Origin of the sequence: Stella humosa (genome assembly GCF_006738645.1) — a bacterium.
Classification (GTDB): domain Bacteria; phylum Pseudomonadota; class Alphaproteobacteria; order ATCC43930; family Allostellaceae; genus Allostella; species Allostella humosa.
Window position 1 is genome coordinate 3,615,746 of the sequence record NZ_AP019700.1, and the last position, 19,255, is coordinate 3,635,000.

A 19,255-nucleotide genomic window follows, 5' to 3' on the forward strand; every position below is an offset into this window, starting at 1 on the left:
GCCAAGCCGCGCCGAACCTACTGCCGGATGCCGTAGTCGACCGCCGCCTTCCGGTAGCGCAGCAGCTCGCGGCTCATCATCGCCTCGAACGCCTTGCCGTCCATCACCCGCATCGGCATCTGGATGGTGCGCATGTAGGCGCGGAATTCCTCGGTCGCCGCGGCATCGCCCAGGGCCTTCTCCAGCCGCGCGCGGGCGACGGGGGCGAGGCCCGCCGGCCCGACCACGCCCATGATCGAGGGATATTCCCAGTCGATGCCGGCCTCGCGCAGGGTCGGCACATCGGGGAACTCTTCCATCCGGTCGCCGTCCAGCAGCGCCAGCAGGCGCAACTGACCCGCCCGAACCTGCTCGGTGAAGCCGGAGATGACGCCGAACGAGACATGCTGCCCCAGCATCGCCGTCATCGCCGTGGCGCTGCCCTGGAAGGGCACATGGACGAACTTCAGGTCCTGCATCCGGCTCAGCACCAGCATGGCGAAATGGCCGCCGTCATAGGTGCCGGCGGTGGCGAAGGTGAGCACGCCGGGCTTGGCCTTGGCCTCGGCCAGGAGGTCGGCCAGCGTCTTCCAGGGCGAAGCCGCCGGCACCACGATGCCGTGGTAGGAGCCGGAATAGTTGATGATCGGCGTCAGGTCCTTCTGCGGATCGAACGGCACCTGGCGCAGGTTGGGGGCGATGAAGACGGTGGCACCGGTCGCCAGCGCGATCGTGTGCCCGTCCGGCGCCGCCTTCGCCATCTCGGCCATGCCGACCACGCCGGACGCGCCCGGCTTGTTCTCGACCACGACCGGCTGGCCCAGCCCGCGCGCCGCGATCTCGGCGATCTTGCGCATCGAAAGATCGCTGGTACCGCCCGCCCCCCAGGGCACGATCACCCGGACGGGCCTGTCTGGAAAGGCCGCCGCCGGCTGGCCCTGTGCCAGCAGGGCCAGTCCCAGCAAGCCGATACCCAGCAGACCCGGCAGTCGCGATGCAAAGCTGGTCATGTGTCGTCTCCGATCCGGATTGGCGTGGCTGGCAGCGTCAGTTCTGGGCGTAGCGTCAGTTCTGGGCCTAGCGTCAGTTCTGGGCGTACCGCCCCATCTTCAGGCCCTTCAGGATCTCGCCGAAGGCCTTCACGTCGCCTTCGAGCTGCCGGCGCGCGGCCGCGGCGTCGGTCTTCACCGTCACCATCGCCATGTCGGTCATCGACTTGCGGAAACCGGGGTCGTCCATGGCGGCCAGGAAGGCCTGCTCCAGCCGCTGGGTCACCGCGGCCGGCATGCCGGGCGGTCCGGCGATGCCGAGCCAGGAGTTGATGTCCCAGTCGAAGCCCAGTTCGCGCACCGTCGGCACGTCGGGCGTCTCCGGCGCGCGCTGGGCCATCAGGGTCGCCAGCAGGCGCAGGTCGCCCGACTGCACGTGCGGCAGCACCTCGCCCGAGGTCACGGCCGAGGTGACATGCCGGCCCAGCAGCGCGGTGATCGCCGGCGCCCCGCCGCCGAACGGCACGAAGGTCACCTGGGCATTGCTGTCGCCGGCAAGACGGGCCATGCCGAGATGCGAGCTGGCGCCGATGACGGAGATGCCCGAGGTCAGCACGCGCGGGTTCTTGCGCGCGAAATCCAGCAGGTCGGCCAGCGACTTGTAGGCGGAATCGGCGCGCACGGCGACGTAGGTGTTGAAGGCGCCGTAGAACATGACCGGGGTGAAGTCCTTCACCGGGTCGTACGGCACCTCGCGCATGTGCGGGGCGATCGCCGCCTGGATCGCGGTGAAGTTGATCAGCGTGTAGCCATCGGGCTGGGCGCGGGCGATTTCCTGCATCGCCACGGTGCCGCCGCCGGCCGGCTTGTTCAGGATGGCGATCGGCTGGCCCAGCGTCGCCTCGGCCGCCTTCGCCAGTGCCCGGCTGGTGATATCGGTGGCGCCGCCCGGCGCGAACGGGATGATGAGCTGGATCGGCTTGCTCGGAAACGGCGCCTGCGCCGCGGCACCAGCCGCGCCGACCGCCGAGAGGCCGGCCGCGAGCAGCAATGAACCCAAAGTGCGGCCGAAAGCGCGCCTGCCTGTCGTCATGGTCCCGGTCCCTCCGGATTGTGGTGAGCGAGCCGTCACGGCGCCACCCCGACCAGCCGCTCGATGCGATCGAACGCCTCGTCAAGGACGGCTGTGGACGTCGCGAAGGAAAAGCGCAGATGCTGGGCGGCGGACGCGCCGTAGGAGCGGCCCGCGCTGGCGAGCACGCCCGCCTCATCCAGCAGGCGCGCGGCGAAGATGGTGCCGTCGCCCCATGCCTCGGGAATGCGGGGGAAGGCGTAGAAGGTGCCCTCGGGCGGGGCGAAGCGTACGCCCGGCAGGCGCGCGAGGCGGCGCGCCACGAGTTGCCCGCGCCCCAGATAGGATTGCCGCATCTCCTCGACGGCCTGCCAGCCGGAATCGAAGGCGGTCACCGCGGCCTGCTGCACGAAACTGGTCGGGCACCGCACCGAATAATGGTTCATCCGCGCCAGCACCGTCGCCACGTCCGGCCGGGCGATGCTGTAGCCGAGCCGCCAGCCCGTCATGGCGAATGTCTTCGACAGGCTGTTGACGATGATCGTGCGGCGCGCGACCTCCGGCCCCAGCGTCGCGACCGAGCGGTGCACCGCGTCGCCGAAGACCAGCTCGCCATAAACCTCGTCGGCCACGATCCACAGGTCATGGGCCAGCGCCAGGTCGGCCACGGCGCGCAACTCGGCCGGGGACAGCACCCGGCCGGTCGGGTTGTTGGGCGAGTTGATGACGATGGCGCGCGTCCGCGCCGTGATCCGTTCGGCCAGGGCCTCCCCGGGAAAGCTGAAGCGGCCGTCGATGGCCTCGGCCGGCACCGGCACGGCGACGCCGCCCGACATCTGCACGAGGTTGCGATACGGCCCCCAGAAGGGCTCGGGGATCAGCACCTCGTCGCCGGGATCGAGGATGGCGCGGCAGGCGATCGACAAGGCACCGAACGAGCCGGTGGTGACGACGACCTGATCGGGCGTCACCGGGTGGCCATGGCGCGTCGTCTCCATGTCTGCGATGCGCTCGCGCAAGGCCACCAGGCCGCGCGGGTCGACATACTGGCCGTTGCCGTCGCGCAGCGCCTGCATCGCCGCCTCGACGACCACGGGCGGGGCCGAGAAATCGGGCTCGCCCGCGCCGAGATCGAGGATGCGCACGCCCTGCTCGGCCAGCCGGTCGGCGCGACGCCGGCTTTCGACGACGGACGAGCCGGTCAGCCCCTGGGCGATCAGCGACAGGCGGGCGCCCTCGGTCTGGGCGGGCGCGGATGGGAGAGCGGTCATGGAGCCTTTCCGGGAACGGCCGGCCGCAGGCGCCGGACGCCCCAGCGCAGGATGGGCAGCAGCAGCAGCAGGGCGGCGGCCGAGAGCAGTGCGGCCGAGATCGGCTTCTGCAAGAGGATCATCGGGCTGCCGCCGCCGATCAGCAGCGCCTGGCGCAGCGAGCGCTCGAACAGGCTGCCCAGGACGAAAGCCAGCAGGAAGGGAGCGGGATCGAGCCTGGCCTTGCGCATCGCCCAGCCGAGCAGGCCGAAGATGCCCATGACCGCGACATCGGTCGTGCTGTTGTTCAGGCTGTAGGCGCCGACGACGCAGAAGACGAGGATGAGCGGTGACAGGATGCGCTGGGGAATGCGCAGCAGCGCCACGAACACCGGCAGCAGCGGCACGTTCAGGATGATCAGCATGACGTTGCCGATGAACATGCTGACGATGACGCCCCAGAAGAGGGCCGGCTGCGACTGCAGCAGCATCGGCCCCGGCGTGATGCCGTGGATCATGAGGGCACCCATCAGCACCCCCATGACGACGTTCGACGGGATGCCGAGGCTGAGCAGCGGCACGAAGGAGGCCTGCGCTGCCGCGTTGTTGGCCGATTCCGGGCCGGCCACGCCCTCGATCGCGCCGCTGCCGAAGCGCTCGGGCGTGCGCGACAGGCGCTTTTCCATGACATAGGAGGCGAAGGACGCGATCAGCGCACCCCCGCCCGGCAGCAGGCCCAGCGCGAAGCCGACGAGCGAGCCGCGGCCGATCGGAGCCGCGCTCCGGCGCCAGTCGTCGCGGCTGGGCAGCAGGTCGCGGGTGCGCCGCGGCTGCGCCAGCAGCTCGCTCGGCTTCAGCCGGCGCTCGGCCAGGGCCAGCACCTCGGCCACGCCGAACAGGCCCATGGCCATCACCGCGATGTCGAGCCCGTCCTGGAGGAAGAGCGCGCCCAGGGTGAAGCGCTCGCTGCCCGCGATCGGGTCCAGCCCGATGGTGCTGGCCAGCAGGCCGAGCCCGACCATGACGAGCGAGCGCGTGACCGACCCGCCGGATACATGGGTGACGAGGATCAGCCCCAGCACGACCAGGGCGGTGTACTCCGCCGGGCCGAAGCGGATCGCCACGCCCGACAGCAGCGGGCCGAACAGGACGATGCCGATGGTGGCGACGATGCCGGCGATGAAGGACCCGAAGGCCGAGATGCCGAGCGCCGGCCCCGCCCGCCCGCGCCGGGCCATCTCGTAGCCGTCGATGCAGGTGACGATCGAGGCCGCTTCGCCCGGGATGCGCACCAGGATGGCGGTGATCGAGCTGCCATACATGGCGCCGTAGTAGATGCCGGACAGCATGATGACGGAGGCCACCGGATCGAGCCGGTAGGTGATCGGCAGCAGCAGCGAGATGGTGGCGGTCGGCCCCAGCCCCGGCAGCACGCCGATCGCCGTGCCGATGATGACGCCCGCCACGCAGTGCAGCAGCGTCATCGGCGCCATCGCCACCGAGAAGCCCTGGGCGATCCCGGCCAGGAGGTCCATCAGCTATGCTCCCCCCGTCGCATCGCCGTCACGCGCCCAGCAGCCCGGCCGGCAGCGGCACGCCCAGAACCCGGTCGAACACCAGCCAGCTAAGGCCGACCGCGGCCACGAGCACCACCGCCACCGCGGTCCAGCCCATGCCCTCGGCCAGGCGCAGGATGACGAAGAGGGCGAGAGCGGTGGACAGGACGAAGCCAAGCGGCACCATCAGCCAGGGCCAGACCAGGACGACCGCAGCATAAAGGGCGAGCTTGCCCCACAGCATCGGCCCGTCCTGCTGGGCCGCCTCCGGGTCGAACTCGTCGGATGGCGCCGAACCGGCCAGGCATCCCACCAGCGCCAGCACCGCGAAGATCGCGGTCACGCCCGAGGCCAGCAGCGGGAACAACCCCGGCGCCGGCTCGCCATAGCTCCACAGCCCATAGCCGACGCTGCGCCAGGCGGCGACCGTGGCTAGCGCCAGCACGACCGCCAGCGCCACGATGTCGCCCGGCTGGCGGGCGGTGTCAGGCAAGCTCGTTCTCCCGGTCGCGGGCGATCAGGGCCGGGTCGCGGTCGGCCTCGGGACCAAAGCCGCCGCCGCCTGGCAGCTCCAGCACGAAGCGATCGCCCTTCTGCATGGCGAAGGGCCGCTCGCCCTCCACCGCCTCGCCGTTGAAGAGGATGCGCTCCAGCCGGCCGTTGGCGCCGCCCTGGCGGCCGACCGGCGGATACTTCACCCGCTGCGACAGCAGCACGACGTTGGCGCCCTCGGGGTTCAGCATCTCCATCTCGATGCGCTGGCCGGGGCCACCGCGGAACTGGCCGCGCCCACCCGACCCGGGCAGGAACGACTTGTCGTGGATGCGGACGGGCAACAGGCGCTCCAGCACCTCCACCGGCGTGTTGGAGACGTTGGTGGGGAAGCTCAGCGTCGGTAGCCCATCCTGGTCGGGCCGGGCGCCCTGTCCGCCATTGAAGAAGAAGATCGACGAGAAGGGCCGGCCCTGGCGCCGACCGCGGATGGTGAAGCCGTGCAGCGGGATGCCACTCTCGGCCGGCACTCGCTCGGGCAGGGCGAGCGCCAGGGTGTTCAGCACGGCACTCGTGGTGTAGTGGCCGACCGTCGCCCGCGCCTCGACCGCGGCCGGATAGTGCGGGTTGAGGAAACTGCCCTCCGGCGCCTCGATGCGGATCGGCAGGACGTTGCCTTCGTTGTTCGGCACGTCCGGCAGCAGCACGCATTTCAGGGCATAGGTCGAATAGGCCCGCGTGTAGCCCAGCACCGAGTTCAGCGGCGACGGGTTCTGCGGCGAGCTGCCGGCGAAATCGACCGACAGCGTCTCGCCATCCACCACGATCGTGCATTCGATCCGCAAGGGGGCGGCCGAGTTGAAGCTGTCGATCATGGTGACCGTGTGATAGCGGCCATCGGGCACGGCCGCGATGGCGCGCCGCATTGCCACCTCGGTCCGGCCGATCACCTCGGCCGCCAGCGGCTCGACATCGTCCAGCCCGTACTCCTCCAGCAGGCGCAGCAGGCCGTGGGCCATCTTCTCGGTGGAACCGACCATGGCGTGGATGTCGCCGGTCACCTCGTCCGGCACGCGGACGTTGCGGCGGATGACCTCGTAGAGCGTCTCGTTCGGCCGCCCCGCCTCGTAGAGCTTGAGGATCGGGATCTGCAACCCCTCCTCATAGATATCGGTGTTGTCGGGCGAGCGCCGGCGCCCGCCGATGTCCGACATGTGCGCGATGGCGCCGGCGAATCCCACCATCCGGCCGCGATGGAAGATCGGGGCGGCCAGCGTCAGGTCGGGCAGGTGGCCGGTGCCGATCCAGGGGTCGTTGCTGATGATGACGTCGCCCGGCTGCAAGGTCTCGGCCGGATACTTGACGAGGAACGCCTGCACCGACATCGGCAGGGTGCCGATGAAGGAGGGCACGCTGCGCGTCGCCTGCACCACCGCCCGGCCGGTCGGGTCGAGCAACATGCAGGTATAGTCGTGGGATTCCCGCACCACGGTCGAGAAGGACGTGCGGTGCAGCGCCAGTGCCGCCTCGTCGACGGCCGACACCAGGCGGGTCCACAGGATCTCGACCGTGATCGGGTCGAGGCGGGTTGCGTTCATGTCACCCATCACCCGACCTCCGGCAGCTCGATCACGAGGTGCCCGGCCGCGTCATGGCGGAAACGCGCGCCCGGGCCGACGACGGTCGAGGTCTCGCGCTCCTCGACGATGGCCGGGCCGGCGAACCATTCCCCGGCCGGCAGGGCATAGCGGTCATAGACCCCGGCCGTGGTGTAGCCGCCGGTCGAGGCGAACCAGGCCTGGCGATGGCCCTTCAGCGCCGCGGCGCCGGTATCGGCCGGCCGCCACAGGTGGAGCGCCTGCTCCGGCCGCGGGTGCTCGACCCTGGCGCGCAGGTTGACCAGCTCCAGCCGCACGCCCTTGGGTGGGCGATGGCCATAGACCTGGGCATAGACGCCGGCAAAGCGGCCCTCCAGCTCCGGCACCAGCCCGGCGTCGAGCGCGGAGCCCAGCGGCGCCTCGACGATGACGGAATAGCCCTGGCCCTCGCAGCGCATCTCGAAGGCCGCGCGCAGGCGGGGGGCTGCCACCTCGCCCACTAATGCCGCGATCATGGCGCCAGCCTCCGCTTCCATGGCGGCGAAGCGGCGGGCGATCTCGCTCCAGTCGGCGGTCGGCAGCAGGGTGGTGTAGGTCGAGACGAGGTCGGCCGCCGGTGTCGCGACCAGGCAGCCGATCGCCGAGGCGACGCCGGCACCGAATGGGCAGATGACCTGGCGGATGCCGAGCTTGCGGGCGATGGCCTCGGCATGCAGCGGCCCGGCGCCGCCGAAGGCGATCAGCCCGAAGCGGCGCAGGTCGACGCCCTTCTCGGCCGCGTGCGCGCGGACGGCCGCCGCCATGCTTTCGTTCACGACGTCGTGGATGCCCCAGGCGATGCGCTCCGGCTCCATGCCGAGCGCGCCGCCGAGGCGCTGGGCGACGGCGTCGCGGGCCGCGGCCACGTCCAGCTTCATCGCCCCGCCCAGGAAATGCTGGGGGTCGAGATAGCCCAGGATCAGGTCGGCGTCGGTCACCGTCGGCCGGTCGCCGCCGCGTCCGTAGCAGGCGGGGCCTGGCACGGCGCCCGCCGAATGGGGGCCGACATTGAGCAAGCCCAGGTCGTTCACGTGCGCGATCGAGCCGCCGCCCGCGCCGATCTCCAGCAGTTCGATGGCCGAGATCTGCAAGGGGATGCCGCTGCCCGGCTTGAAGCGGTGGACGTGGGCCACCTCGTACTGGTGCGTGACCGAGGGCGCGCCGTCGAGGATCAACGACATCTTGGCGGTGGTGCCGCCCATGTCGAAGGCGACGGCATCGCCGCCCGGCAGCGCCTGGCGGGCAAAGAAGGCAGCCGCGATGGCACCCGCCGCCGGGCCGGACTCGATCATCCGCACGGGGAAGCGCCGCACCACCTCGGTCGCCGAGCCGATGCCGCCATGGGACAGCATCAGGGCCGGGCGGTCCGGCAGGCCGGCCTGGCCCAGCCCGGCCGCCAGCCGCTCGACATAGCGGCGGACCAGCGGCTTCACATAGGCATCGACGGTGACGGTGGAGGTGCGCTCGTACTCCCGCACCTCGCCCGCGACCTCGTGCGAGACGCTGATCTCGATGCCGGGGGCGGCCGCCCGCAGCAGCTCCACCACGCGGCGCTCGTGGTCCGGATTGACGTGGGCGTGCAGCAGCGAAACCGCGATCGCGCGTACGCCGGCCGCCACGAGCCGTCCGACGGCTTCTGCCACGGTCGTCTCGTCGAGCGGTCGCACGACCTGGCCCAGATGGTCGAGCCGCTCGTCGACCTCGACCCGCAGGTGGCGGGGCACGAGGGGGGCCGGCAGGCGCAGGCCGAGGTCATAGATGTCGTAGCGCGACTCGCGGCCCATCTCGAGCGTGTCGCGGAAGCCGCGGGTGGTGACGAGGCCGGTCGCGGCCCCGCGCCGTTCCAGCACCGCGTTGGTGGCGACCGTGGTCGCGTGGATCACTTCGGAGACGCCGGCGGGCGCGATGGCGTGGCGGGCGAGTGCGTCGATGGCGCCGGCGAGCGAGCCCTCGGACGGGTCGGCCGGCGTGCTCAGCACCTTGCCGAAGCGGAGGCTGCCGTCGCGGTCGTCGACCACCACGATATCGGTGAATGTACCGCCGACGTCGATCGCCAGGCGGTAGGAGGCTTGGGACATCGTGCGACTGACCTCGACTGCTGAATGCAAGCGGCTATTGGAACGTGGTGCCGAGCCGGATGTCGGTCACCAGCATGTGCCCGGCGGAATGGGTGATCATCTCGGGGATGCCGGCCGCCATGGCGACCGCCTGGGGGGTGATGCCGCAGGCCCAGAAAACCGGCACCTCGTCGGCCGCGGGCGGGTTCCAGCGGCCCCAGTCGACCCGGGTCGGGTCGGCAATGCCGATCTGGGCCGGGTCGCCCACATGCACCGGGCCGCCATGGGCCATCGGGTAGCGCGACGTGACCTCGATCGTGCGCACCAGCATCGGCCGCGGGATCGGGCGCATGCTGACCACCATCGGCCCGTCGAACATGCCGGCCGGGCGGCAGCGGATGCCCGAGACATAGACCGAGACCCGGCCCTCCTCCTCCGCCAGGTGGCGCAGCGGGATGCCGGCGTCGGTCATGACCTGGTCGAAGGACAGGCTGCATCCCAGCAGGAAGCCGACATGGTCGGGCCGCCACAGTGGCTCGATGCTGCGCACCTCCTCGACCAGGCGGCCGTCGCGATAGACGCGATAGCCCGGCAGGTCCGTGCGCAGGTCGCTGCCGGGGGCGGCCAGCCTGGCCTCCGGGTCGCCCGGGTCGGTCACGTCGATGATCGGGCAGGGCTTGGGGTTGCGCTGGCAGAAGCGCAGGAAGTCGAAAGCGTACTTCTCCGGCACGATGGCGAGGTTCGCCTGGACATAGCCGTTGGCCACGCCGTGGGTGGTCCGCGTCCACTGGCCCTGCCGCACGGCCTGGCGCACCGCCGCACCCGTGGCATTCTCGAGATCGCGTCGCAGCATCGCCCTGCCCCCTGGGGAGTATGGGATTTGACGGCGGATTTCCGTCATGTAGATTTCACACCTGCAAGATTTCCTGCATCGCCGTCATCTGTCAACGACGGATTGGCCGCCGGGGGGCGGTCCTGGATGAATAGAGCTCGGTCGACGGCATGGGAGGCCGGACGGGAATGGAAGGTCATTCGGACCGCAGCGACGTGATGGAGCGCATCCGCCAGGCTTCTGCCAGCCTGGGTGCGGGCGCCCGCGCGGTGGCGGAGCTGATCCTGTCGCACCCCGAAGAGGTGGCGCTGCTGCCGGCGGCCCAGGTGGCCGCCCGCCTCGGCCTCAGCGAATCGACCGTGGTCCGCTTCGCCGCCGCAATCGGCTATGACGGCTATCCCGCGCTGCGGCGGGCGTTGCAGGACCAGATGCGCCGCCATCTGGCGCCGGCCCAGCGCCTGACCCGCTATGCCGAGGACCCGACACGGCAGACTCCGGCCGCCCAGTCCTTCGCCGACGACCTGGACGACGTCGCCGCGACCGAGCGCGGCCTGGCCGCAGCCGACCTGGCCCAGGCGGTGACCCTGATCTCCGGCGCGCGCCGCGCCTTCGTGGTCGGCCTGCGCAGCTCGTTCGTGATCGCCTACACGCTCTACCATCACCTGCAGCAGACGCTGGGCACGGTGACGCTGATCGACCCGGCCCGCGGCGAGGCACTGGACCGGCTGTCGCCGCTGGGCCGCGGCGACGTGCTGGTGGCGATCGGCTTCCCCCGCTACACCCGCCTGACGGTGCGCGCGGCCCGCTTCGCCGCCGGCGAGGGCGCCAGCGTCATCGCCATCACCGACGGGCCGCTGTCGCCGCTGGCGCGCCATGCCGACGTGCTGCTGGCCGCGCGCTCGTCCAACAACAACTTCGCCAACTCCAACGTCGGCGCGCTGGCGCTGGCGAACGCGTTGATCGCCGAGATCACCGTGCGCCATCGCCGCCGCGCCGTGCCGGCGTTGGCGCGCATGGAACAGATCCTGGGCGTCGGCGAGGTGCTGGCGGACCAGGAATAGCGCCGGCCCGCAGCACCCCCGGCCTGCGTCAGGCGGCCCGGACGCGACCGGCTGCCGCCCCCTTCCCCCGGACCTCTGCCTCCTCGAACTCGGCGGCGGCGATCGCCCGGTCGAGCGCGTCGCGCAACTCCCTGGCCGTCTCCAGGGTCAGCTCGACGCCGGCCCGCGCCGCCGGCTCCAGTTCCGCATTGATGAAATCGAGCGTGATGACGTCGCCCAGCGGCGCATGGCGGGCGTGGTCATAGGCGACCACCGCATGGGAGAGCGCGAACCACTGGTCCCCGCGCTTGGCCATGCCCTCGGCGCGGGCGATCTCGACGATCGACGTGCACATGGCCGGTGCCCGCCTATCGCGACAGATGCCGGCCGAAGAAGGCCAGCACCTTGGCCCAGCCGTCCGCTGCCTGCTCGGGCCGATAGAGCGGACGATGCCAGTAGAAGAAGCCGTGGCCGGCGCCGTCATAGCGATGGAACTCGTAGTCCTTGCCATGGCGGCGCAGCTCGGCCTCGTGCTGGTCGACCTGCTCGGGGCTGGGCGCGCGGTCGTCGTTGCCGAAGAGGCCGAGGAGCGGGCAGGACAAGTCCTTGGTCAGGTCGATCGGCGCCACCGGGGTCTTGGCGTTCAGTTCATCAGCGCCCATCACCACGCGGCCGCCCCAGAGGTCGACGCAGGCGTCGACGTCCTTGCGCCGGGTGGCATAGAGGAAGGCGTGGCGCCCGCCGGAGCAGGAGCCGAAGAGGCCGACCTTGCCGTTGTGCCCGGCCTGGGCACGGACCCACTGCACGGCTGCCGCCGTATCGCCGATCACCTGGTCGTCGGGCACGCCGCCCTCGGCGCGCACCTTGGCGGCGACGTCGTCCGGGTGCCCCTCGCCCGCGCGCTCGTAGAGGTTGGCGCAGATCGCGATGTAGCCGTGATGGGCCAGGCGCCGCGTCGTCTCGATGTAGAACTCGCTCCAGCCCGGCAGATGATGGACCAGCACCACCGCCGGGAAGGGGCCGGGGCCTTCCGGCCGGGCGACATAGGCGGTGATCGGGGTTCCCCCGTCGCCATCGAGCGTCACGTTCGTGCAGGTCATGCCACGGTAGAATGCCATCCGTGTCCTCCATGGGTGTCGGCCGCGATGGGCCAATTTCTTCGTGCGACGCGACGCACGGTCAAGACCGGCCGACGCAGCCGCGGGGCGGCGCCGGCTTGCGAACGGCCTCAGACGACGCCGTTGTACAGCACGGTCTCGCCGCGTTGGAGCCGGCCCAGATTCTCTTCCAGGATGTCGAGGACGCGATCCTCGCACTGCTGGGTCTCGCCTCCGGTGTGAGGGGTGATCAACACGTTCGCCATGTCCCAGAGCGGCGACGTGGCGGACAGCGGCTCCTCGGCCACGCAATCCAGGGCCGCACCGGCGATGGTGCCGGCACGCAGTGCCGCGATGAGGGCGGGCTCGTCCACCACCTGGCCGCGGGCGAGATTCACCAGCCTGGCCGTCGGCTTCATCAGGGACAACGCCGCGCCGTCAATCAGCCCGTGCGTCTCCGGCGTCAACGGGCAGGTCAGGACCACGAAGTCGGCTTGCGGCAGGACCGCCTTGAGGTCAGCCATGGCGCGCACGCTGTCGGCCTCGCCGCCCGCCGCCGGGTCGCGCCGCAGCCCGATCACCGTCATGCCGAAGGCGCGCGCCAGCCGTGCCAGCCGGCCGCCGATGCCGCCCAGGCCGACCACCACCGCCGTCTTGCCCGCCAGTTCTTCCTCGCGGTCCGGGATGTGGGCGATCATGCCGCGCCAATCGTGGCGGGCCTGATTGGCGCAAGCCTGGGGGATATGCCGCGTGATCGCCAGCATGAGGGCGAGCCCGTGCTCCGATACGGCGATGGCGTTGGTGCCCTGGCCGCTCGCCAGATGCACGCCTGCCTGCCGGAAGGCGGCCAAGTCGTACCGGTCCACGCCGGCGCTGACGGACTGTACGAAGCGCAGCCGGGGCGCCTGCGCCAGGAGCGCATTGTCCCAGAGGCCCGAAACGACGACCACGTCGGCCTCCCCGACCCGCGCCAGTAGTTCCTCCCGGCTGGTGGCCTGGAGGCTGGCCACTCCAGTCCCGCGCGCGTCGAAGCGCTCCTTCAGCCGGTAGGCCGCATGGGCCAGCAGGATCACGGGGTTCTCGGGCAGGATGCTCATGGGGCGCCTTTCGAAGCACGACATGGGAGGGCCAGGAGTTGCACGGCGACGGGAACGGTATTGTTGAATAGACCTCACCCGCCATGGACATACACCGTCTGGCCGGTCATGTAGCCCGCAGCCTCGCCCGCAAGGAAGAACGCCCCCTCGAGGGTGGCCTCGCGGATGCTGTCGCTGGCGAGCGTGCAAAAGCAATCGGCCGCCGCTCGTGAGAGCGACGGCCGATTGCGGGAGCAATTCAAGTTGGTTGCGGGGAGTTGCTCTGCCCGCGGGCGTTTTTTCTTGCACCCGCCGGGGGTGAGCTTGGCCTGCTGCCGGTTTCGCCGACCGGCCCGGATTGGCTCACTTCACGCCGATGCCGACGATCATTTCGCACGGGCCGGCAAAGCCGTCGCTGCCTTCGAATGCGCCGAGCGCCTCCTCGATCTCCTGCCACGCCGCCTCGCGCCCCGCCGCATCGAGGCCGGCCATCATCTGGTGCAGTGCGCCAAATGATTCCTTCTCGAAGCGGACGCATTCGGCGGCGTTGGGCGTGCGCACCGGCGCAGGCAGGCTGCGGGTCTCGACGTCGCGGAAGCCCGCCTTGTGGAAGGCCGCCTCCAGCACGCCGGGCCCGCCCAGGCTGAAGGGACCGGGCTGACCCGGGGCAGGCGGCGGCAGGCCGGCACGCCGGCGGATGATGCCGACGGGGATCGCGAAGAAGCCATTGCGCTCCGCCGGGCCGTAGACGATAGCGGCCACGTGCCCGCCCGGCTTCAGTGCGCGACGCATTCCGGCCAAAGCCTTCTGCTGGTCGGGGAAGTAGATGAGCCCGACGCGGGAAATGACCGCGTCGAAGCTTTCGGCCGCGACGTCGATCGCCTCGCCGTCCATTGCCTGCGTGGTGACGTTGGCAAGCCCCGCGGCCCGGGCGTTCGCCCACGCGAACTCCAGGATGGCGGGTGCGATGTCGGTCGCCAGCACATGCCCCGCAGGCCCGACCCGGCGGGCGGCCTGCAGCGTCTGGTCGCCGGCGCCCGCGGCCACGTCCAGCACGCGGCAGCCCGGGCCGATGCGGGCCATGTCAAGCATGGTCTCGGTCGCCGGGCCGAGCCAGTCGCGCAGGAGCGGGCTCCACTCGTTCCATGCGCGGGCAGCGTCCTGCCATTGCGCGCGCGTCGTCTCCTTGTAGCGGGCGGCGTCGAATGCCGGGGCGGCAGGCGCCGCCGGGGTGATGGTGCTCATGGACGTCTCCTCTTGCGTGAGCGGGGCAGATGTCTGCGTCTGCCGGGCGGCGCCGAAGGCATTGCCGCCATCGCCACGGCCGCTACAATGGGGCCTGCTCGTGGGAACCCCCGTGGGAAGCAGCGTTGGAGGTAATGGCCGACCCTGCTCCGCCCCTGATCCGTCTCATCGGCGAACTTCGGCTCGCCGGATCGGATGGGCTTGCCCTGCGGCTGCCACCCTCACGCAAGACGCGCGCGCTGCTGGGCTACTTGGTGGCGACCGGCCGGCCCCACCGGCGCGAGCGGCTCTGCGACCTGCTGTGGGATGGCCCCGACGATCCGCGGGCAGAGCTCCGATGGAGCCTCAGCAAGCTCCGCCCGTTGATCGAAGGGCGTGCCGGCTTGCGTCTGGATGCCGACCGCGAGCGGATCGGTGTCGATGCGGAGAGCGCCGTCGTGGATCTCGGACGCGCTCGCGGGCTGGTGCCAGTGACCGCGGCGGCCGCGCCGACGGCCGCGTTGCGCCAGGCGGCGACGCTGTTGTGTGGCGAACTGCTGGATGGGCTGGACCTGCCACTCTGCTACCGCTTCCAGGAGTGGCTGATGGCCGAACGCGCGGCGGTGGCGCGGCTGCGGCACGCGGTCCTGTCGGCCCTGGTCGCACGGCTGGAAGGCTCGCCCGATGAGGCCCTCGTCCACGCCCGCGCGCTCGCCGCGGCGGACCCGCTCTCCGAGGCGGGGCACGCGCGCGTGGTCCTGCTGCTGGCGCGGGCGGGCCGTGGGCGCGAAGCGCTCGTCCACTATGAGCATGCGCGGCGCCTCCTGGCGCAGGAGCTGGGCGTCGCCCCCGAAGCCGAACTGAAGGCCGCACGGCAGACGCTGCGGGCTGTGGCATCGCCGCCCGCCGTGCCACCGCCGGCCGTCGATGTCCCGGTCGCTGCGGTGCCCCCGCGATCGCCCCGCGCGCCGATTGTCGGCCGCGAGGAGGAGCGCGCCGCGATTGAGCATCTGGCGGCAAGCCGGAGCGCAGCGTCCGTCCTTCTTCTCACAGGCGAGCCGGGGATCGGCAAGAGCCGCTTGCTGGCCTATCTGGCGGATTGCGTCGAAGCGGCAGGTGGCCGTGCGCTCGCCGCGCGAGCCTACGAGGCGGAGGCGACACGTCCCTACGGCGTCTGGATCGACCTGCTTCGCGTGGCACTCCGTGTTGCGCCTCAGGACGACCTGCCGCCCGAGCTGAGTCTCCTGCTTCCTGAGGCGGCAGCGCCCCCGCCGGACGCCACCGACCGCGCCCGCATGTTCGATGCCGTCGATGGGCTGCTGCGCCGGCTCGCCGCAGAGCGGCCGCTGGCCCTGATCCTCGACGATATCCAGTGGCTCGACGAAGCCTCCTCGGCGCTCCTGCACTACGTCGCCCGCAGCGCCCGCGACAAGCCGGGGGCGATCCTTGCCTGCGGTGCACGCATCGGCGAGATCGATGACAATGCCGCGGCGTCCCGCGTTCTACGATCGCTGCGGACCGACGGCCGGCTGACAGTACTCGAGTTGGGGCCGCTCGACGGGACGGCGACGGTGGCGCTCGTGCGGAACATTTCAGCGGCGGCCGATGCGCAGGGCATATTTGCCCGCAGCGGGGGCAATCCGCTCTTCGCAATCGCACTGGCGCGGACCCATGCCGACGGCAGCAGCGAGAGCGGCAGCACGCTCGACGCGCTGGTGGCAGACCAGATGGCCGCATTGGGCGATGCGGGACGTGAAGTGCTCATCTGGGCCGCCGTCCTGGGCGGCTCGTTCACGCCGGACGATATCGACCGCGTGACCGGCCTCGGCGCGGCGACACTGCTGTCGGCACTCGGCGAACTGGAGCGGCGCGGGCTGCTGCGGCCAACGGACGAATCTGCGCATGATTTCGTCCATGACCTCGTCCGCGAAGCGGTCTACCGCTCGCTTTCGCTGCCGCGGCGCAGGCTCGCCCATCGGCGCGCGGCACGCACCCTGGCCGAGGGTGGCGACGTGGCAGCGGCGGACCTGGCGCGGCACGCCGCCCTCGCGGAGGACCATCCGCTCGCGGCGCGCGCAGCGATCCTCGCCGGCGACCGCGCGCTGCGCCTTTTCGCAAACACCGAGGCCAAGGGCTTCGCGGAGCGGGGGCTACGCCACGCCGGGCGGCTGCCCGACGAGCGGGAACGCGTCGCGGCGTGCATCGCGCTTCTGCGAATATGTGTCCTGGCCGCCGCTGGCCCCGGCATGCGGCCGTTGCCGCGTATCGCCGATGCCGTTTCGGCGGCGACTGCGGCAGCCGAGCGCCTCGGCCTGACCGCCGATGCCGCGACGGGCCACTATCTGCTCTCGATACTGCACCAGGAAGCGGGCGCGGCCAGCGACGCTGCGGATGCCACCCTGCGCGCGGCCGCAATCGGTCGCACTGGGGATACGGCGACGCGCGCGCATCAACTTGCCAACACGGCTCGCTGCCTGCTGGAGTTGGAAACGCAGGTGGACCGCGCACGCAGTCTGCTGGCGGAAGTCGACGAGATTGCGCGCGAAGGCGGCCTCGAGCTTTGCGAACTGCATTGGGGCCAGGGCCTGCTGGCGCGCTGGGACGGGGACCGCGATGCTGCCGCGGGCGCCCTCCACCGGGCCTTGGGGCTGGCACGCGGGGCGGAGGATCGATGGCGCGAGTACAAATGCCTCACCTGGCTTGCGGTATTGGAGCGCGAGCGCGGCAATCGCCAGGCGATGGAGGCGCGCTGTGTGGAGCTGGCGGCGGTCGCCGCCCGACTGGGAGAGAACGAGCAGCCGCTCGTCGCAACGCTGCGAGCCCTGGCGTTGCTCGAAGCGGGTGACGTGGCCGGCCCGGAAGTCCTGGCCGGCTCGCTGGCTGCGCTGCGCGCGATCGATGACAAATCGTGGCTCGCCTACGCCCTCAATGTGGCCGCCGACATGGAGATGCGCGCTGGACGGGTTGCCGCAGGTCGCGCCTACGCCAGGGAGGCCCTCGCGGTCGCCGAGGCCATGCAGCGGCACAGCGAGATGGTGATCGCTCGGTCACTTCTCGGCCTCGGCGCTGCGGTTCGGCCAGAATCCGGCAGGGTCGGCGCGCAGGCTCGCACCGCCGTTGATAGTTCCAACGCCGGCTCCAACGGCCGGCGCTCACCCTGCGCAGATGTAACACCGGAGGAGGCAATCCCGTGCCCCGCATCATCGTCGAACGCAGCTTCGAGACACCGCTCGCACAAGAAGACCTGACCGCCGTGGAGGCCCGCATGGCCCCCTGCCTGGAGCTCTACAACGTGCGCTGGGTCAGGAGTTTCTGGTCGGCCGACCGCAAGCGGATGGTATGCGAGTACGATGCGCCCGACATCGCCAGTGTGCGCAACGTCCAGCACGAGGCCCAGGCGCGCTTCGATCATGCCTGGGCGGCCGAGGTGCTGGGAGAGCCCTGAGGCGGGTCTACCGAATGTCGGCAGCCACAACGCGGCAACGCCCGCCTCTTGTGAGAGACGGGCGTGTGATGTCGTTGGTTGCGGGGAGAGGATTTGAACCTCTGACCTTCAGGTTATGAGCCTGACGAGCTACCGGGCTGCTCCACCCCGCGTGCGTGGGTGCTGTTGGATCGTGATAGGGGTTTTGATGTCCTGTCCTTGGAAGACCTGGCGGCGACCTACTCTTCCGCGCCTTAAGACGCAGTACCATCGGCGCTGAGGGTTTTCACGGCCGAGTTCGGGATGGGATCGGGTGCAGGCCCCTCGCTTGGGCCACCAGGTCGTCCGAGGACAGGATGGAGGCAGAGGCGCTGGGATGCGCCTGCTGCTTCCTTGATGACGAATGACCGTCTGGAATGTGTCCCGTGCATTGCACTGCCCGAAGAGGGCAGGATCGATGATTGCTGTTGCGGAGGCTCGTCACCGTGCGGGACCGGCCATGGCATTGCCACTTTCGTGGCGGCCACAGACCGTCGTCTGCATGGAACCAAGCCGATCGAGCGATTAGTACCGGTCCGCTGAACGCGTTGCCGCGCTTATACTTCCGGCCTATCGACGTGATGGTCTGTCACGGCTCTCAGGGATACCTGGTTTTGAGGGGGGCTTCCCGCTTAGATGCTTTCAGCGGTTATCCCGTCCGTACATAGCTACCCGGCTATGCGGCTGGCGCCACAACCGGTCCACCAGAGGTACGTCCATCCCGGTCCTCTCGTACTAAGGACAGCTCCTCTCAAGTATCCGACACCCACGGCAGATAGGGACCGAACTGTCTCACGACGTTCTGAACCCAGCTCACGTACCACTTTAAATGGCGAACAGCCATACCCTTGGGACCTGCTCCAGCCCCAGGATGTGATGAGCCGACATCGAGGTGCCAAACGACGCCGTCGATATGGACTCTTGGGCGTCATCAGCCTGTTATCCCCGGCGTACCTTTTATCCGTTGAGCGATGGCCCATCCACGAGGGACCACCGGATCACTATGGCCGACTTTCGTCTCTGCTCGACTTGTCAGTCTCACAGTCAGGCGGGCTTATGCCATTGCACTCGTCAGCTGATGTCCGACCAGCTTGAGCCCACCATCGCGCGCCTCCGTTACCATTTGGGAGGCGACCGCCCCAGTCAAACTACCCGCCATGCAGGGTCCCGGACCCGGATAACGGGCCGCGGTTAGATATCGATAAGGGGAAGGGCGGTATTTCAAGGGTGCCTCCACGACAGCTGGCGCCGCCGCTTCATAGGCTCCCGCCTATCCTACACATCCACTCGCCGATACCACTGCAAAGCTGTAGTAAAGGTGCACGGGGTCTTTCCGTCTGACCGCGGGTACTCCGCATCTTCACGGAGAATTCAATTTCGCTGAGCCGATGTTGGAGACAGCGGGGAAGTCGTTACGCCATTCGTGCAGGTCGGAACTTACCCGACAAGGAATTTCGCTACCTTAGGACCGTTATAGTTACGGCCGCCGTT

General features: G+C 70.2%; 15 protein-coding genes, 1 tRNA gene and 2 rRNA genes (1 of these 18 only partly in view). 3 read left to right on the forward strand and 15 right to left on the reverse strand.

The annotated features are described in order from the left end of the window. Positions 1 to 17: 17 nt before the first annotated feature. From STVA_RS16945 to STVA_RS16980, 8 genes are all read right to left on the reverse strand, one after another. Positions 18 to 989 (reverse strand): tripartite tricarboxylate transporter substrate binding protein, encoded by a 972-nt coding sequence (locus tag STVA_RS16945; RefSeq protein WP_123695319.1) that lies wholly within the window; start codon positions 987 to 989, stop codon positions 18 to 20. A 73-nt stretch (positions 990 to 1,062) separates the two neighbouring features. Continuing rightward, positions 1,063 to 2,061 (reverse strand): tripartite tricarboxylate transporter substrate binding protein, encoded by a 999-nt coding sequence (locus tag STVA_RS16950; protein WP_123695321.1) that lies wholly within the window; start codon positions 2,059 to 2,061, stop codon positions 1,063 to 1,065. Between the two features lie 35 nt (positions 2,062 to 2,096). After that, a complete protein-coding gene (locus STVA_RS16955) occupies positions 2,097 to 3,311 on the reverse strand; it encodes a pyridoxal phosphate-dependent aminotransferase (protein ID WP_123695323.1) in 1,215 nt (404 codons plus the stop codon). Further along, a complete protein-coding gene (locus tag STVA_RS16960) occupies positions 3,308 to 4,825 on the reverse strand; it encodes a tripartite tricarboxylate transporter permease (protein WP_123695325.1) in 1,518 nt (505 codons plus the stop codon). Before STVA_RS16960 ends, STVA_RS16955 begins: the two co-directional genes overlap by 4 nt. Before the next feature lie 28 nt (positions 4,826 to 4,853). Further along, positions 4,854 to 5,339 carry a tripartite tricarboxylate transporter TctB family protein gene (locus tag STVA_RS16965; protein ID WP_123695327.1) on the reverse strand — a complete coding sequence of 162 codons (486 nt, stop codon included), beginning with the start codon at positions 5,337 to 5,339 and terminating at the stop codon, positions 4,854 to 4,856. Next, positions 5,332 to 6,945 (reverse strand): hydantoinase B/oxoprolinase family protein, encoded by a 1,614-nt coding sequence (locus STVA_RS16970; protein WP_123695329.1) that lies wholly within the window; start codon positions 6,943 to 6,945, stop codon positions 5,332 to 5,334. Before STVA_RS16970 ends, STVA_RS16965 begins: the two co-directional genes overlap by 8 nt. Further along, on the reverse strand, positions 6,945 to 9,053 hold the full coding sequence (locus STVA_RS16975) for a hydantoinase/oxoprolinase family protein (RefSeq protein ID WP_123695331.1): 2,109 nt from the start codon (positions 9,051 to 9,053) through the stop codon (positions 6,945 to 6,947). Before STVA_RS16975 ends, STVA_RS16970 begins: the two co-directional genes overlap by 1 nt. Positions 9,054 to 9,087: 34 nt before the next feature. After that, a complete protein-coding gene (locus tag STVA_RS16980; protein WP_123695333.1) occupies positions 9,088 to 9,885 on the reverse strand; it encodes a putative hydro-lyase in 798 nt (265 codons plus the stop codon). Between the two features lie 167 nt (positions 9,886 to 10,052). On the opposite strand from STVA_RS16980, the gene STVA_RS16985 reads away from it, so the two are divergent. Next, the gene (locus tag STVA_RS16985; protein ID WP_170216737.1) at positions 10,053 to 10,925 is read left to right on the forward strand and encodes a MurR/RpiR family transcriptional regulator; all 873 of its coding nucleotides are present in this window, start codon (positions 10,053 to 10,055) and stop codon (positions 10,923 to 10,925) included. 28 nt (positions 10,926 to 10,953) lie between these two features. Here the strand turns inward: STVA_RS16985 and STVA_RS16990 are convergent, their stop codons facing one another. The 4 genes from STVA_RS16990 to STVA_RS17005 all read right to left on the reverse strand — a co-directional run bounded on the left by STVA_RS16990 (position 10,954) and on the right by STVA_RS17005 (position 14,322). Then, complete coding sequence (locus tag STVA_RS16990; RefSeq protein ID WP_123695337.1) at positions 10,954 to 11,259, reverse strand: DUF6295 family protein; 306 nt, start codon at positions 11,257 to 11,259, stop codon at positions 10,954 to 10,956. Positions 11,260 to 11,272: 13 nt separating this feature from the next. Then, complete coding sequence (locus tag STVA_RS16995) at positions 11,273 to 12,022, reverse strand: dienelactone hydrolase family protein (RefSeq protein WP_123695339.1); 750 nt, start codon at positions 12,020 to 12,022, stop codon at positions 11,273 to 11,275. A gap of 110 nt (positions 12,023 to 12,132) precedes the next feature. Next, positions 12,133 to 13,098: a D-2-hydroxyacid dehydrogenase gene (locus STVA_RS17000; protein WP_123695341.1), complete on the reverse strand. Its 966-nt coding sequence runs from the start codon at positions 13,096 to 13,098 to the stop codon at positions 12,133 to 12,135. Between the two features lie 342 nt (positions 13,099 to 13,440). Beyond that, positions 13,441 to 14,322, reverse strand: a complete 882-nt coding sequence (locus STVA_RS17005; protein WP_123695343.1) for a class I SAM-dependent methyltransferase — start codon at positions 14,320 to 14,322, stop codon at positions 13,441 to 13,443. A 134-nt stretch (positions 14,323 to 14,456) separates the two neighbouring features. Here STVA_RS17005 and STVA_RS17010 point away from each other — a divergent pair, with 134 nt between their 5' ends. Both STVA_RS17010 and STVA_RS17015 read left to right on the forward strand, forming a co-directional pair. Further along, positions 14,457 to 17,549, forward strand: coding sequence for an ATP-binding protein (locus STVA_RS17010; protein ID WP_170216738.1), 3,093 nt, complete (start codon positions 14,457 to 14,459; stop codon positions 17,547 to 17,549). Between the two features lie 5 nt (positions 17,550 to 17,554). Continuing rightward, positions 17,555 to 17,746, forward strand: coding sequence for a nickel-binding protein (locus tag STVA_RS17015; protein ID WP_245978578.1), 192 nt, complete (start codon positions 17,555 to 17,557; stop codon positions 17,744 to 17,746). Positions 17,747 to 17,821: 75 nt separating this feature from the next. On the opposite strand, the gene STVA_RS17020 is transcribed toward STVA_RS17015, so the two are convergent. The 3 genes from STVA_RS17020 to STVA_RS17030 all read right to left on the reverse strand — a co-directional run. Continuing rightward, positions 17,822 to 17,898: transfer RNA gene (locus STVA_RS17020), tRNA-Met, on the reverse strand. 53 nt (positions 17,899 to 17,951) lie between these two features. Continuing rightward, positions 17,952 to 18,066: ribosomal RNA gene (gene rrf, locus STVA_RS17025) — 5S ribosomal RNA — on the reverse strand. Positions 18,067 to 18,268: 202 nt separating this feature from the next. After that, positions 18,269 to 19,255, reverse strand: a 23S ribosomal RNA gene (locus tag STVA_RS17030) (it continues 1,822 nt past the right edge of the window).

Coding starts and splice junctions, on each gene's coding strand:
- STVA_RS16980 (WP_123695333.1), bottom strand. CDS start 9,885: ATGCTGCGACGCGATCTCGAGAATGCCACGGGTGCGGCGGTGCGCCAG.
- STVA_RS16990 (WP_123695337.1), bottom strand. CDS start 11,259: ATGTGCACGTCGATCGTCGAGATCGCCCGCGCCGAGGGCATGGCCAAG.
- STVA_RS16960 (WP_123695325.1), bottom strand. CDS start 4,825: ATGGACCTCCTGGCCGGGATCGCCCAGGGCTTCTCGGTGGCGATGGCG.
- STVA_RS17010 (WP_170216738.1), top strand. CDS start 14,457: ATGGCCGACCCTGCTCCGCCCCTGATCCGTCTCATCGGCGAACTTCGG.
- STVA_RS16985 (WP_170216737.1), top strand. CDS start 10,053: ATGGAAGGTCATTCGGACCGCAGCGACGTGATGGAGCGCATCCGCCAG.
- STVA_RS16975 (WP_123695331.1), bottom strand. CDS start 9,053: ATGTCCCAAGCCTCCTACCGCCTGGCGATCGACGTCGGCGGTACATTC.
- STVA_RS16950 (WP_123695321.1), bottom strand. CDS start 2,061: ATGACGACAGGCAGGCGCGCTTTCGGCCGCACTTTGGGTTCATTGCTG.
- STVA_RS16955 (WP_123695323.1), bottom strand. CDS start 3,311: ATGACCGCTCTCCCATCCGCGCCCGCCCAGACCGAGGGCGCCCGCCTG.
- STVA_RS16995 (WP_123695339.1), bottom strand. CDS start 12,022: ATGGCATTCTACCGTGGCATGACCTGCACGAACGTGACGCTCGATGGC.
- STVA_RS17005 (WP_123695343.1), bottom strand. CDS start 14,322: ATGAGCACCATCACCCCGGCGGCGCCTGCCGCCCCGGCATTCGACGCC.
- STVA_RS16945 (WP_123695319.1), bottom strand. CDS start 989: ATGACCAGCTTTGCATCGCGACTGCCGGGTCTGCTGGGTATCGGCTTG.
- STVA_RS17000 (WP_123695341.1), bottom strand. CDS start 13,098: ATGAGCATCCTGCCCGAGAACCCCGTGATCCTGCTGGCCCATGCGGCC.
- STVA_RS16970 (WP_123695329.1), bottom strand. CDS start 6,945: ATGGGTGACATGAACGCAACCCGCCTCGACCCGATCACGGTCGAGATC.